This is a genomic window from Egicoccus sp. AB-alg6-2 (genome assembly GCF_041821025.1).
In the GTDB taxonomy this organism is placed as follows: Bacteria; Actinomycetota; Nitriliruptoria; order Nitriliruptorales; family Nitriliruptoraceae; genus Egicoccus.
The window spans coordinates 369,229-383,728 of sequence record NZ_JBGUAY010000002.1; the positions used below are offsets into that span (position 1 = coordinate 369,229).

Below are 14,500 nucleotides of genomic sequence, written 5' to 3' on the forward strand. Positions count from 1 at the left end.
GGGGTCAGCGCCCCGCGCCGGCGACGGCGCGCAGCACGTGCGGCAGGAAGCGGAACGGAAGGGGCGGCTGGGCCACGTCGAACGTGCCGGCCACGACGAGGTCGAGCTCCGGGCAGTGGAACGACCACGTGGCGGTCGAGCCGGTGTGACCCACGATCGGCGGGATCGCGAAGGTCGGCGACATCCAGCGCGCCGGTGCGTACCGCATCACGCCCAGCCCGTACTCGATGGGGAAGAAGATCCGGTTGCGGCGCTGCAGCATCCGGGGCCAGGTCGCCGGGTCCTCGAAGACCGCGCCCTCCACCACCGCCGTGAGGAAGCGCACCTGGTCCGCCAGCGTCGAGACGATGCCGCCGTCGGCGACCTGGTGGCGCAGTGCCCCCTGCGGCTGCAGCACGACGTCCCGGGCGAAGACGTGCACCTCCGGTTCGGCCGACGCCCCGGATCGTGGTGGATGCGGGTAGGACGAGGTGTCGTCGAGCCCGAGCGGCCCGAACAGCATCGTGTCGAACAACTCGCTCAGCGCCTGTCGGGTGCGCTGTTCCGCGACGGCCGCCAACAGCTGGTAGTTGGTGTCCGCGTACCGCGCCCGACGCTTCGGGGCGTCGAACGGCTGCGGGGGGAAGTGCGGCGTGAGCTCCTCGCGGACGATCCGCAGCACCTCACCGAAGGGCACCGGGGCGTCCTCGCCGGCCAACAGTCGGTCCTGTGCGCTCCGCCCACCCCGCGGCGCCTCCCCGTAGTAGTCGGGCAGGCCGGAGGAGTGGTCGAGCAGGTGCTCGACGGTGATCCGGTCGGTGTGATCGTCCTCGCCGATCACGTGCAGTCCGGCGGTCACCTCCGCCGGCAGCACGTCGACGATGCGTTCGTCGAGGGCGAGCCGGCCCTGCTCGACCAGCCGCAGCACCGTGACCGCGGTGAACAGCTTGGTGACGCTGGCGATCGGGTACCGCATCCGCGTCGTCACCGGCCCGCCCGCGACCGCGCCGGTGCCGTGCGCCCCCTCCCAGGACCACGATCCGTCGGTCCGGGAGACGGCGAGCAGGCCGTGCCGCACCCGCCGCCGGCGATCGACCGCGCGCTCGAGCAGCGTCTGCAGCCGGACGTCGAGCGCGCCGCTCACGTCGGTTCGTCGTGCGGCCACACCTGCCTCACTGTCGACGGCCGGGCAGCGAGCCTAGAGGTCGGCGAGGGTTCGCCAGGTGCCGAATCGGTCACGCGGTCCGCGGCGGCCGGTCGGCGACCTCGTCGGACACCGGGGCGACCCGGGTGGCGCGACCGTGCCCCATGGCGGTGGCGACCGCGGCGACGGTGGGATGGTCGGGCAGCTCCTCGACCTTCACCGGCAACGGCAGGGACCAGTTCTGGGGCCGGGCGTTGCGGTCGGTGCCGGGCACGTTGGGGCGCTCCGGGGTGGCCACCGCGTCGTCGAGCTGGGCGAGCACCAGCTGGTTGGGAGCGCTCGCAACGTGGCGGTGCAGCGCGACCGTCGCCTCGGCCGGTGACGCGTCCTCGGACAGACCGGTCGCGTCGCGGATCCGCTCGCGCAGCTGCGCGTGCCAGGCGTCGTCGGGCTCGTGGCCGAGCTCGGCCTGCATCTGCGCGTCGCGGCCGCTCCAGACCCCCGCGACCGTCGGCAGGTCGTGCGTGGACACCGACGCCAGCGCCTTGGTGCTCCACCTCTCCAACGGGTCGTCCTCGAACCACCACACCTGGTAGCGCAGCACGTCGCGGGCGTCGAGCTCCTCGCGGACGCCTTCGGGCACGGTGCCGAGGTCCTCGCCCACGATGAACGCGCCGGCGCGCTGCGACTCGAGCGCGAGGATGTCGAACAGGTCGTCGGTCGGCATCTTGACGTAGGCACCGTCTGCGGCCGTCCCTCCCGGCGGGATCCAGAACATCCGGAACAGGCCGAGGACGTGGTCGATGCGCAGGCCACCGACGTGACGCAACGCCGCCCGGACGGTGTCGATGAACGGCTCGTAGCGGGCGGCGCGCAGCTTCCACGGCACGAACGCCGGCAGGGTCCAGTTCTGCCCCTGCGGACCCAGCTCGTCGGGCGGCGCGCCGACGCTGACGCCGGTCGCCAGCACGTCCTGCCACGCCCAGGCGTCGGCGCCGTCGGGGTCCGCGCCGATGGGCAGGTCGCCGAGCAGCGCGAGCGGGGCGCCCGCCAGGCGCAGCTGCTCGTCGCACAGCCACTGCAACCAGGCGTGGAACCGGATGCGGTCGGCGTGCTCGCGGGTGAAGGTGAGCACGGCGTCGGCGGTGGGATGGCGGTACGCGGCGGGCCAGTCGCGCCAACCGCATCCGTGGTATTCGGCGAGCGCGCAGAAGGTCGCGAACACCGCCAGCGCGTCCCCACGGTCCTTGGCGAAGTACAGGAACGCGTCCTCGTCACCGGCGCCGTCGCGCTCGCGCCACACCCGCTCGAGCACACCCAGCTTCGCCTCGGCGACGCGGTCGCGGTCGATCGGACCGTCGTCGGTGAGCGCCCGTCCGGCCGCCTGCAGCTGCTCGAAATCGGCCAACGCCCGGGCGCCCGGGACCTCGTCGATCCTGAGGTAGAGCGGGTCGAGGAACCGGCGTGAGGTGGGGTAGTAGGGGCTGGTCTCGCGCGGGGCGACCGGGGTCACGGCGTCCAGCGGGTTGATCAGCATGGTCCCGGCGCCGATGTCGGCCGACCACGTCGCCAGGTGCCGCAGGTCGGCGAGGTCGCCGATGCCCCAACTCTGCGCGGACCGGGCGGCGTACAGCTGGACCGACCAGCCCCACCCGACGAGGTCGTCGGGCAGGTGGCAGCGGCCGGGGCTGACGATCAGGCGGCGCGGTTGCTCGTGTCCGCGGACCACCAGGTCGTGGTAGCCGGTCGGCACGTCCGCGGGGACCTCGCCGTCGATGGTGCGCCGGCCGCCGTCCTCGAGCCAGAGCTCGGTCGCATCGGGAACCTCGACCCGCTCGCCCTGCCTGATGACCAGCACCGCGTCGGTCGGCGGCGGGCCGTCGTCGGCGGGATCACCGCCCATCGCGCGGACCAGCGCGTCGCGGGTCTCGCGCGGCACCTCGGTCCACTCCCCGAAGGCGTCCTCGTACGCGGTGACGATGCCCCACCCGTCGGGTGCCGAGGCACGCCCGCCGGTGCGACGACGTTCCTCGTCGCTGCGGCGTTCGGGGTGATCTGGCATCAGTGGTCCTCGTCTCGCACCAGCAACGCGACCGGGAACGCGGTCAGGATGTCGGCCATGGCGACGGGCCGCCCGCCGGGCACGACCTGACCGGTCAGGTCGCACCGCCAGGTGCCGTCCGGCAACTGCAGGGTGGTGCCGTGCCAGTCCCAGTCCGCGAACCGGCCACCGAGGCCCAGGACCAACCTGGGCGCGACCGTAGCCACCCGACCGCCACGGACGAAGGCGACGACGTGGTCCTCGCGGGGTCCGGAGGCGTACCGGGGCTCGTAGTCGCCGCTGCCGGCGCCGAACGCCTCGGGCAGTCGCTTGCGCACCTGCAGGGCACGATGGGTCACCCAAAGCTTGCTGGCGCCCTCGTCCATGCGGGCGAGCAGTTCGATCGGGTGCGCGTCGGCCTGCAGTTCCTTGAGGATCTCGCGGCGGTGGTCGAAGTCGACCGGGCGGCGGTTGTCGGGGTCGACCAGCGACAGGTCCCACAGCTCGCAGCCCTGGTAGACGTCGGGGACGCCGGGCGAGGTCAGCTTCAACAGCGTCTGCGCGAGCGAGGTCAGCCACCCTGCCGGGCGGAGGCGGTCGAGCAGCGCCTCCAGCGTGGTGACGATCTCCTCGTCGGCGAGCACGCCACGGACGTACGCCTCGAGTTCGGCCTCGTAGCGTTCGTCGGTCTCGATCCAGTCCGAGTACTGCTTGCCCTCGCGCGCCGCCTTGCGCAGGTACTCGACGGCACGCTCGGCGGTGATCGGCCACGCCCCGAGCAGGGTCTGCAGCGTCAGGTACTCGTGGACGGCCGCCGGGCCGGTTGCGCCCCGGTGGCGGGCGGTCAGGCTCAGCCACTCCTCGACCGTCTGCACCCACACGTCGGGAGCTTCCGTGAGCGGCGCCAGACGGGCCCGGACGTCCTCGCTCCGCTTCGTGTCGTGGGTGGAGGTGGTCAGCATCGAACCCGGCCAGTCGCGCTGGCGCCGTCGGTTCGCCTCGTGGAACGTGGCCGGCTCGGTGCCGAGGTGGGAGGGGTCACCGCCGACCTCGTTGACCGCGACGAAGCGCAGGTAGCGGTAGAAGACCGTGTCCTCGACCCCCTTGGCCATGACGGGGCCGGTCAACTGCTGGAACCGCATGACGAAGTCGGTCGCGCCGACGCCGACCTGCTCGACCAGCAGCAGTTCCTGGAGCAGGTCGAGGGCCTCGTCGAGTTCGGGGTGGCGCGCCCGGGCGCGCGCGACGGCCTCGCGCACGTCGTGCCGGTCGCGTTCGCCGACCTCGAGCAGTTCGGCGCGCACGTACGTGCGGTAGACGGGGAAGGCGACGACGACGGCCCGCAGCGCCGCCGACAGCTCCTGCTCGTCGGCCACGACCCCGGCCTGGTGGGCCAGATCGGCGAACGCGCCGCACAGGGCGCGGAACTCGCTCACCAGGAGCCGGTCGAGCACCCGGTGCTTCGCGGCCTCGACGATGGCGCCGTAGTCCGCGGCGCCGGGGTCGCCGTCCCGGCCCGCCACCTGGCGGTAGACGTCGTCGAGCAGGCCCGCGGCCGAGGGATCGAGGAACAGGCCGAGCACGCTGTTCGCGAACTCGTAGCCGGTCGTGCCGTCCACGGGCCAGTCGCGTCGCAGCGGTTCGCCGGCCTCGAGGATCTTCTCGACCACGATCCAGGCGTCGGGGGCGACCTCACGCAGGCGCCGGAAGTAGTCGGTGGGGTCGTAGAGGCCGTCGGGATGGTCGATGCGCAGGCCGTCGACGACCCCGTCGGCGACCAGTTCCAGGGCCTTGCGATGGACGTCGGCGAACACCTGCTCGTCCTCGACGCGCACGCCCCCGAGCGTGGTGATGTCGAAGAACCGGCGGTAGTTGAGCTCGGTGTTGGCGCGCTGCCAGTGCACGAGCCGGTAGTGCTGGCCGAGCAGCAGCGTGAAGAGCCGCCCCCGGTCCACCTCGAACGCGGCCAGGGTCCCCGCGACGTCGTCGGGGTCGGCGCCGGCCTCGGCCAGTGACCCCGGGCGCACCGGCCAGGCGTGCTCGTGGTAGACGATCCGGTAGCCGGCCTCGACGTCGTCACCGCCGGCGTGGGCGAGCCGCAGGTCGTCCGCCTCGGCGAGCTCCACCTCCAGCGGCTGGCCGAGTTGTGGCAGCAGCACCTGCGGCGGTCCGTCCCCGCGTGCCTGCCACCTGATGTCGAAGTGGCCCGCATACCGGCTGTCGGGACCGTGACGCAGTACGTCCCACCACCACGGGTTGTGCGGACTCGACAGCCCGACGTGGTTGGGCACCAGGTCGAGCACGAGCCGCAACCCGTGGCCGCGGCACGCCCGGGCGAGCGCCGCGAACCCCTCGTCGCCCCCCAGGTCGTCGTTGAGCCGGGTCGGGTCGACGACGTCGTAGCCGTGGGTGCTGCCGGGCGCCGACTGCAGCGCAGGGGACAGATACAGGTGTGACACGCCGAGCTCGGCGAGATAGGCCACCTCGTCCGCCGCGTCGGCGAAGGTGAAGCCGGGGTGCAGTTGCAGACGGTAGGTGCCGGTCGGGACCCGCGACGCGCTCACGGGCCGACCTCACGCATCACGACGATGCCGCGGTCGAGCACCTTGCAGGCCGCCTCCGCGTCGAACACCGCGGCATCCTCGGGCAGCGTGTCCGCGCTGGTGTCGACGACGACCTCCCAGCGTTGCCCCCAGGCCGCGGGTGGGAGCGTGAACTCGATCGGCTGGTCCCCGGCGTTGAACAGCACCAGGAACGAGTCGTCGACGATCTGTTGACCGCGGGGATCGGGGCTGGCGATGCCACGGCCGTTGAGGAACACCTGCAGCGACTTGGCGTAGCTCGCGTCCCAGTCCTCGTCGTCCATCTCGGTGCCGTCGGGCCGCAGCCAGGCGATGTCGTCGATCTCCTCGCCACGCAGCGGACGCCCCTGGAACCAGCGTCGACGCCGGAAGATGGGGTGCTCGGCCCGCAGGCCGATCAGGCCGCGCGTGAAGGCGAGCAGGTCCTCGTCGACGGCGTCCCAGTCGTACCAGGAGATCTCGTTGTCCTGGCAGTAGCCGTTGTTGTTGCCGCCCTGCGTGCGCCCGAGCTCGTCGCCGCCGAGCAGCATCGGCACACCCTGGCTCAGCAGCAGCGTGGTCAGGAAGTTGCGCTGCTGACGGGCGCGCAGCGCGAGGACGTCGGGGTCGTCGGTCGGGCCCTCGACCCCGCAGTTCCACGACCGGTTGTCGTCGGTGCCGTCGCGGTTGTCCTCGCCGTTGGCCTCGTTGTGCTTGTCGTTGTACGACACCAGGTCGGCCAGGGTGAACCCGTCGTGGGCGGTGACGAAGTTGATCGAGGCGCCCGGTCGCCTGGTGTCGGACTCGTACAGGTCCGAGCTGCCCGTCAACCGCGACGCGAACTCGGGCAGGGTCGCCGACTCGCCGCGCCAGAAGTCGCGGATCGTGTCGCGGTAGATCCCGTTCCACTCCGACCACAGCGGCGGGAAGTTGCCGACCTGGTAGCCGCCCTCGCCGACGTCCCACGGCTCGGCGATCAGCTTGACCTGGCTGATGACCGGGTCCTGCTGGATGACCTCGAAGAAGGTCGACAGGCGGTCGACGTCGTGCAGTTCACGGGCCAGCGTCGAGGCGAGGTCGAAGCGGAACCCGTCGACGTGCATCTCGTTGACCCAGTAGCGCAGCGAGTCCATGATCAGCTGCAGCACGTGGGGATGGCGCATGTTCATGGAGTTGCCGGTGCCGGTGTAGTCCATGTAGTAGCGCGGGTCGCCGTCGACGAGGCGGTAGTAGGCACCGTTGTCGATGCCCTTCAACGACAGGGTCGGCCCCAGGTGGTTGCCCTCGGCCGTGTGGTTGTAGACCACGTCGAGGATGACCTCGATGCCGGCGCGGTGCAGCGTCTTGACCATCTGCTTGAACTCGGTCACCGCCTGCTCGGCGGATCCCGACGCGTAGCCGTCGTGCGGGGCGAGGTAGGCGATCGAGTTGTAGCCCCAGTAGTTGGTCAGGCCGCGCTCGACGAGGTCGGACTCGGGCACGTGACGGTGCACCGGCAGCAGTTCGACCGCGGTGACCCCGAGGTCGGTGAGGTAGTCGATCACGGCCGGGTGCGTCAGCCCGGCGTAGGTGCCCCGCTGGTTCTCGGGCACGTCGGGGTGCCGCTGCGTCAGGCCCTTCGTGTGGACCTCGTAGATCACGGTCTCGTGCATCGGCGTGTGGGGATGGCGGTCGTCGCCCCACTCGAAGTAGGGGTTGGCGACCACGCTGCGCGGCACGAACGGCGCGCTGTCCTCGGTGTTGGGAGGACCGTCCGGATCGCCGAAGGTGTAGCCGAACACGGCCTGGTTCCACTGCAGTTCGCCGTCCACCGCCTTCGCGTAGGGGTCGATGAGCAGCTTGCTCGGGTTGCAGCGCGAGCCGTTCGCCGGGTCGTAGGGCCCGTGGACCCGGTAGCCGTAGCGCTGGCCCGGCCCGATGGTGGGCAGGTAGCCGTGCCACACGTAGCCGGTGACCTCGGTCAGCCGGACCCGCTGTTCCTCGCCCGCCTCGTCGAACAGGCACAACTCGACCCGGTCGGCCGCCTCGCTGAACAGCGCGAAGTTGGTGCCGAACCCGTCGTAGGTGGCCCCGAGGGGATAGGGCTGCCCAGGCCAGATCTCGAGCGCCATCGTGCCTCCACTGCCGATCGTGCATGGGAACCGCGTCAACCGATGCATCATGACGTGGCCGCGGGCGTTGCGTGTACCGCTCGCGTGTGCGAACGCCGGGGGTGCGACCGCGGGCAGCGGCGCGTCAGCGCCGCCGCAGCAGGGCGGTCGCGGTCCCCGGCAACCGCAGCGTCGTGGCGCCTCCGCCACCGTCCGCGACCGCTTCGTCCCGGAGCTCGACGCCCCCCGGGCCGTCCCACCTCGGATCGGCGGTGTCCAACACCAGCTGCCACCGCACGTCCGGGGGCAGAGGGACCTCGACCGGTCCCGGGCCGGCGTGGACGACGACCAGCACCTCGTCCTCGCGCCGGGAGCGACGCCACGACAGGGTCCCGGGCGTGTGCAGCACCCCGCTCGCGTCACTGGCATCGGGGGCGGCCACCGCGCCCAGCTCGCGGCGCAGGCGCAGGAGCTCGCGGTAGAGGGCGAGCACCACCGCGTGCGGGTCCTGGGTGCGCCGGGACCAGTCGAGCTTCGAACGCGCGAACGTGGCCTCGGCCTGAGGGTCGGGCGCCTCGCCCTGGTCGGCGAAGTAGGCGAACTCCCGCTTCCGGCCCTCCTGCACCGCCCGGACCAGGTCGGGGTCGGTGTGCGACACGAAGTACTGGAACAGTGCCGTCTCGGCGTACTCCTGCCCCATCCACAGCATCGGCGTGAACGGCAGGAGCAGCAGGCCGGCGGCCGACGCCTTGAGCTGTTCGTGGTCCAACAGCCGGCTCTGACGCTCGCCCAGCATCCGGTTGCCGACCTGGTCGTGGTTCTGGGTGCAGGCGACGAAGCGGTGGTAGGGGACGTCGTTCGCCGGGCGTCCGACGGTGCGCTGGCGGTGCGGCGACCAGCGGCCCGCCATCACGAACCGGTCCCGCAACGCCCGCCGCAGGTCGGCCAGCCCCGTGAAGTCCTCGTAGTAGCCGGTCTGTTCGCCCGTGAAGGCGACGTGGAGGGCGTGGTGGACGTCGTCGAGCCACTGGCCGTCGAGCCCGAAGCCGCCACGCTCGGGGGAGCGCACCAGCTTCGGATCCGCCAGGTCGGACTCCGCGATCACGAACGCGTGGCGCCCCGCACGGCGCGCCTCGGCGTGGACCTCACGGGCGATCTCCTCGAGCAGGTGCACCGCCGACTGGTCGAGGATGGCGTGCACCGCGTCGAGCCGCAGCCCGTCGACGTGGAACTCGCGGATCCAGCGCACCGCGTTCTCCACGAAATAGCGGCGGACACCGTCGCTGTGCGGGCCGTCGACGTTGACTGCCTGGCCCCAGGGGGTGTCGTAGCGGTCGGTGAGGTAGGGCCCGAAGTCGGGCAGGTGGTTGTCCTCGGGACCGAAGTGGTTGTAGACGACGTCGAGCACCACGGCGATGCCGGCGGCGTGCGCGGCGTCGACGAGCCGGCGCAGGCCCGCCGGCCCGCCGTAGGAGTGCTGCACCGCGTAGGGCAGGACGCCGTCGTAGCCCCAGTTGCGCTCGCCCGGGAACTGCCAGATCGGCATCAGCTCGATCGTGGTGACGCCGAGCTCGCGCAGCTCACCCAGGCGGGCCACGATCGCGTCGAAGGTGCCCTCGGGCGTGAAGGTGCCGACGTGCAGTTCGTACAGCACCTGCTCGTGCAGCGGCGGGCACACCCACCCGGCGTCGGTCCAGGCGAACGCCGGGTCGTCGACGGCGGAGGGGCCGTGGAGCCCTTCGGGTTGCCATCGCGATGCCGGGTCGTTGCGGTCCTCCTCGATTCCGGCCAGGCGGTAGCGGTAGCGGTCACCTGCGGCGACCCGGTCAACGGTCGCCTCGTGGTAACCGCGCCCGGTCGGCTCCAGCGGCGCGACCCGGTTCCCGTCGTCGAGCACCACCTCGATCCGTTCCACCGCCGGCGCCCAGACCAGGAACCGCGTCGAGCCGTCGTCGAGCGCGGTCGCGCCGAGGTGGTCGTGTTCGTGGTGGGTCACCAGGAGGCTCCGTGGCCGGGGGAGGGCCGAGGGTGCGTGTTCGGCGGCCCGGCCGCCGGCCGGGAGGCACCCGGACGACCCCCGCCACGGCCCAGCTGCGGGGGAACCGGTGGTGACCTCAGGAGATGGCGAAGCCGAGACGTTGCGTCAGGGCGTCGATCGCCTCGGCCCAGTTGCGTGCCGCCTCGTCGCCGGACGCCGCTCGTTGCGCGAGCCAGTCGCCGCGCTCGCGACGCACCCGCCACGCCAGGTTCTGCGCCCGGCCGAGGTCGATCTCGAAGGGCAGCGACTCGGCGATGTCGACCAGGGTCGCGAAGCTGGCGAAGACGGCCCGCTGGTCGCTGCCGAACACCGCGAAGGTCTCGTCGTCGTCGAGGGCGCGCTCGACCGCCCGGGTGACCCGCGACAGCGACTCGGCGTAGGCGTGCGCGAGGCCGTCGGCGTCGAGGGAGACGCGGAAGCGTTCCGCCTCCTCGATCAGCCCCTGGACCCGGGCGGGCTCGGGGTTGCCGCTGAGCGCTTCGCGCAGTTCGGCGTTGACGACCACCTCGGCCGCACTGCGCAGCGCCGGCGGCACCTTCGCGTCGAGGCCGGCGAGGAAGCGCATGAGCGGACCGCGGCTGCGGTAGATGGAACGGTAGGTGTTCTCGACGTCGACCAGCGTCGCGTCGAGCACCACGTCGAGCAGGCGTCGCTGCTCGTCGCGGAACAGGTCGCGCAGCGAGTAGGCGTCCCGACCGAAGTGCTCGTCGAGCGTGCGGAGCGTGTCCGGGAAGTTCGCCTCCTCGAAGGCGTCGGCGAGGTGGTCGCACATCGCGGCGTAGGCGTCGTCGTCGCCGGCGCTGCGGACGCCGCAGAGGAAGTTGTGGTCACCGAAGTGGATGACGCCGTACTCGTAGGAGTTCTCGGCCAGCGTGACGGTGGACCGCACGGTGATCCGGCCGTAGCCGACCTTCGCCCGTCCGGCCTCCGAGCGGCGCTCGTCGACCCGCTCGACCTCGTAGCAGCCGAGCCGCTCGGTGCGGCCGTACGCGCGGAACAGGCCACTGATCGCGAAGTGGGCCGCGACCTTGCGGAAGTTGGCCCGCGTCGGCTGGACCAGCTGCTCGTAGACGGTGCGCCCGTTGCCGTACTCGGGCAGGTTGCTGGGCGCCTTGGCCAGCCGGGTGAGGAACGTCTCCTCGAGGTCGGGGACGTCGAGCACCTGCTCGGCCAGCTCGATCACCCGGGCGGCGTAGGTGAGGACCTGGACGGTCTCGATCCGCGACAGCTCGTCGAAGAACCAGCCGCAGCTGGTGTACATCAGCAGGGCATGGCGTTGCAGCTCGAGCAGCCGCAGCACCTCGACCCGCTCGTCGTGGTCGAGGGCGCCGGTCGTGTGCTCGGCGAACCAGGCGCGCAGCCGCTGCGGCGAGCGGTCGAGCACGACCTCGATGTAGTCGTCGCGGGCGGCCCAGGGGTCGTGCAGGTAGCGGGCGGCGCGGTCGGCGAAGCGTGGTCCCACCTCGTCGCGCAGGTGGTCGAGGGCGTCGCGCAGCGGCCCGCGCCAGGCCTGCTGCCCGCCGGTCTCGCCGTTGGTGCAGCCGCAGTCCGAACGCCACCGCTCCACGCCGTGGGCGCAGCTCCAGGAGCTGTTCTCGACGATGCGCGCCTCGTACTGCGGCGGGAACAGCGCCAGGTACTCGGCGTAGTTGGTGAGCCGGATGCCGTCGGTGTCCGACAGGCGGTGCAGCGCCTGGGCCAGCGCCATCTCGCCGTGACGGTGGTGGTGGCCGTAGCTCTCGCCGTCGGTGGCGATGTTGACCAGCTTGGGGCCCTCCCGGTCCGGGAAGGCGTGCAGCAACCGGTCGGTCAGCCGGTCGCCGGAGAACAACAGGCCCTCGAAGGCGACCGCCTGCGACACCCGGGCGTCGTAGAAGAACACGTCGAGGTGGCCGCCAGACGGCAACCGGACGCGGTAGGGCCGGGAGGGGTCGACGCGGCCGCCGCCCACGTCGGTCCACTCGGCGGTCCCGTCGAGCGGACGGACCGCCGCGGCCTGGTAGGGCGAGAGGACCGTGAAGGTGACGTCGTTGGCCGCCAGCACCTCGAGGGTGGCGGTGTCGGCCGCCGTCTCGGCCAGCCACATGCCCTCGGGCCGGCGGCCGAAGCGGAACTCGAAGTCGCGCAGGCCCCACAGCACCTGCGTCTGCTGGTCGCGGGGCGTGGCCAGCGGCATGATCGCGTGGTTGTAGACCTGCGCCATGGCCGAACCGTGGCCGCCGAACCGCTGGGCGCTGCGGCGGTCGGCCTCGACGATGCCGGCGTGGACCTCCGGCGCGTGGTCGTCCATCCAGGCCAGCAACGTCGGACCGACGTTGAAGCTCATCCGCGCGTAGTTGTTGACGAGCCGGTGGATGCGGCCGTCGTCACCGAGGATGCGGGCCGAGGTGTTGGGCCCGTAGCACTCGGCCGTGATCCGCGCGTTCCAGTCGTGGAACGGCCACGCCGAGTCCTGCTGCTCGACCTGCTCGAGCCAGGGGTTCTCGCGTGGCGGCTGGTAGAAGTGGCCGTGCACGCAGACGTAGCGGTCCATCTCGGCGGCCCTCGGAGTGCAACGGGGAGATCCCGGTCGTGTTCGCGGTACCCGGCAGCGTATGCGAGCCCGCGTCCACGCCCTGTCGGCTTCAGTCCCGCGTCTGCGAGGGGTCGTGCGACAGCACGAGCACGCCGAGCGGCGGCAGGCTGAGGTTCACCGAGTGGTCGTGGCCGTGGTAGGGCAGCGGGGTCGTGTGTGCCCCGCCGTGGTTGCCCGTGCCCGAGCCGCCGTACTCGGTGGCGTCGGAGTTGAACCGCTCCGCCCAGTATCCGCGGGTCGGCACGCCGACGCGGTAGTTCTCGCGGGGGACCGGCGTCAGGTTGAGCACGACCAGCACCTCGCGCGAACCGTCGCGCGTGCGCCGACGGTAGGCGATGACGCTCTGCTCCCAGTCGGTCGCGTCGACCCACGCGAAGCCGGAGGGGGCCACGTCGCCGTCGTGCAGCGCGGGTTCGTCGCGGTAGAGCCGGGCGAGGTCGCCGAGGCAGCGCATCAGGCCGCGGTGGCGGTCGTGGTGGAGCAGGTGCCAGTCGAGCGAGCGCTCGTGGCTCCACTCCTGCCACTGCCCGAACTCCTGGCCCATGAACAGCAGCTTCTTGCCGGGCTGGGTGAACATGTAGGCGTAGAGGGCACGGAGGTTGGCGAACTTCTGCCACTCGTCGCCGGGCATCTTGGTCAGCAGCGAGCCCTTGCCGTGCACGACCTCGTCGTGCGAGAGCGGAAGGGTGTAGTTCTCGGTGAAAGCGTAGATGGCCCGGAACGTGAGCTGGTCGTGGTGGTACTTGCGGTGGACCGGGTCCTCCTGGAAGTAGGCCAGGCTGTCGTGCATCCAGCCCATGTCCCACTTCATGCCGAACCCGAGCCCGCCGATGTAGGTCGGACGCGACACCATCGGCCACGCCGTCGACTCCTCCGCGATGGTCTGCACCCCCGGGAAGCTGGCGTACACCTCCTCGTTGAAGCGGCGCAGGAACGCGATCGCCTCGAGGTTCTCGTTGCCGCCCCACTCGTTGGGGATCCACTCGCCTTCCTTGCGCGAGTAGTCGAGGTAGAGCATCGAGGCGACGGCGTCGACCCGGATGGCGTCGATGTGGTACTCGTCGAGCCAGAACAGCGCCGACGACAGCAGGAAGCTGACGACCTCGGGCCGGCCGTAGTTGAAGATGTAGCTGTTCCAGTCGGGGTGGTAGCCCTTGCGCGGGTCGGCGTGCTCGTACAGGTGGGTGCCGTCGAAGTACGCCAGGCCGTGCTCGTCGGACGGGAAGTGCGACGGGACCCAGTCCAGGATCACGCCGATGCCGGCCTGGTGCAGCTGGTCGACGAGGTACTTGAAGTCCTGCGGCGTGCCGAACCGGGACGTCGGCGCGAAGTAGCCGGTGACCTGGTAGCCCCACGAACCGCCGAACGGGTGCTCGGTGACGGGCATGAACTCGACGTGGGTGAACCCGAGCGCCTCGATGTGCTCGATCAGCGGTTCGGCCAGCTCGCGGTAGTTGAGGGGCCGGTTGTCCTCCTCGGGGACCGTTCGCCACGAGCCGAGGTGCAGCTCGTAGACCGACATCGGCTGCTCGAGCGACTGGGCCCGCTCACGGTCGGCCAGCCAGGCGTCGTCGTGCCAGTCGTAGGACAGGTCCCACACCTTCGAACCGGTCTTGGCCGGGGTCTCGGTGTGGACGGCCATCGGGTCGGCCTTGTCGACCCGGTAGCCCTGGTGGCGCGAGCGGATGTGGAACTTGTAGGTGTCGCCGTGTCCGATGCCGGGCACGAACAGCTCCCAGATGCCCGACACCCCGCGGGGCGCCATCTGGTGCGTGTCGGGGTCCCAGCCGTTGAAGTCGCCCATCACCGAGACCTGCTCGGCGTTGGGGGCCCAGACGCCGAACTGCACCCCGTCGGTGCCGTCGACCGTGCGCAGATGCGCGCCGAGCTTGTCGGAGAGGCGGAAGTGCGAGCCCTCGTTGAACAGGTACAGGTCGTCGTCGGTGAGCAGCGAGGTGGCGCCCGCGCCCGGGACGTCCGGCGCGACGCTCCCGGCGTCGGGGCGCGCTCCACTGGCTTCGGGAGTGCGGGCCATGGCTCCTCCTTGGTGCGGGTCGGCCGTCGTGGCCTGG

7 protein-coding genes are annotated in these 14,500 nt (G+C 71.5%); all 7 read right to left on the reverse strand.

Annotated features, from left to right (window positions below):
- Positions 1–4 precede the first annotated feature (4 nt).
- The 7 genes from ACERMF_RS04335 to glgB all read right to left on the reverse strand — a co-directional run bounded on the left by ACERMF_RS04335 (position 5) and on the right by glgB (position 14,463).
- Positions 5–1,123: a serine hydrolase domain-containing protein gene (locus tag ACERMF_RS04335; protein WP_373667794.1), complete on the reverse strand. Its 1,119-nt coding sequence runs from the start codon at positions 1,121–1,123 to the stop codon at positions 5–7.
- A 91-nt stretch (positions 1,124–1,214) separates the two neighbouring features.
- Positions 1,215–3,185, reverse strand: a complete 1,971-nt coding sequence (malQ, locus tag ACERMF_RS04340) for a 4-alpha-glucanotransferase (RefSeq protein ID WP_373667795.1) — start codon at positions 3,183–3,185, stop codon at positions 1,215–1,217.
- Positions 3,185–5,728: a malto-oligosyltrehalose synthase gene (treY, locus tag ACERMF_RS04345; protein WP_373667796.1), complete on the reverse strand. Its 2,544-nt coding sequence runs from the start codon at positions 5,726–5,728 to the stop codon at positions 3,185–3,187. Before treY ends, malQ begins: the two co-directional genes overlap by 1 nt.
- Positions 5,725–7,836 (reverse strand): glycogen debranching protein GlgX, encoded by a 2,112-nt coding sequence (gene glgX, locus ACERMF_RS04350; protein ID WP_373667797.1) that lies wholly within the window; start codon positions 7,834–7,836, stop codon positions 5,725–5,727. The genes treY and glgX overlap by 4 nt, the downstream gene beginning before the upstream one ends.
- Before the next feature lie 124 nt (positions 7,837–7,960).
- Positions 7,961–9,811, reverse strand: coding sequence for a malto-oligosyltrehalose trehalohydrolase (treZ, locus tag ACERMF_RS04355; RefSeq protein ID WP_373667798.1), 1,851 nt, complete (start codon positions 9,809–9,811; stop codon positions 7,961–7,963).
- Positions 9,812–9,929: 118 nt separating this feature from the next.
- Positions 9,930–12,386 carry a DUF3536 domain-containing protein gene (locus ACERMF_RS04360; protein ID WP_373667799.1) on the reverse strand — a complete coding sequence of 819 codons (2,457 nt, stop codon included), beginning with the start codon at positions 12,384–12,386 and terminating at the stop codon, positions 9,930–9,932.
- A 91-nt stretch (positions 12,387–12,477) separates the two neighbouring features.
- On the reverse strand, positions 12,478–14,463 hold the full coding sequence (gene glgB / locus ACERMF_RS04365; RefSeq protein ID WP_373667800.1) for a 1,4-alpha-glucan branching protein GlgB: 1,986 nt from the start codon (positions 14,461–14,463) through the stop codon (positions 12,478–12,480).
- Positions 14,464–14,500 lie beyond the last annotated feature (37 nt).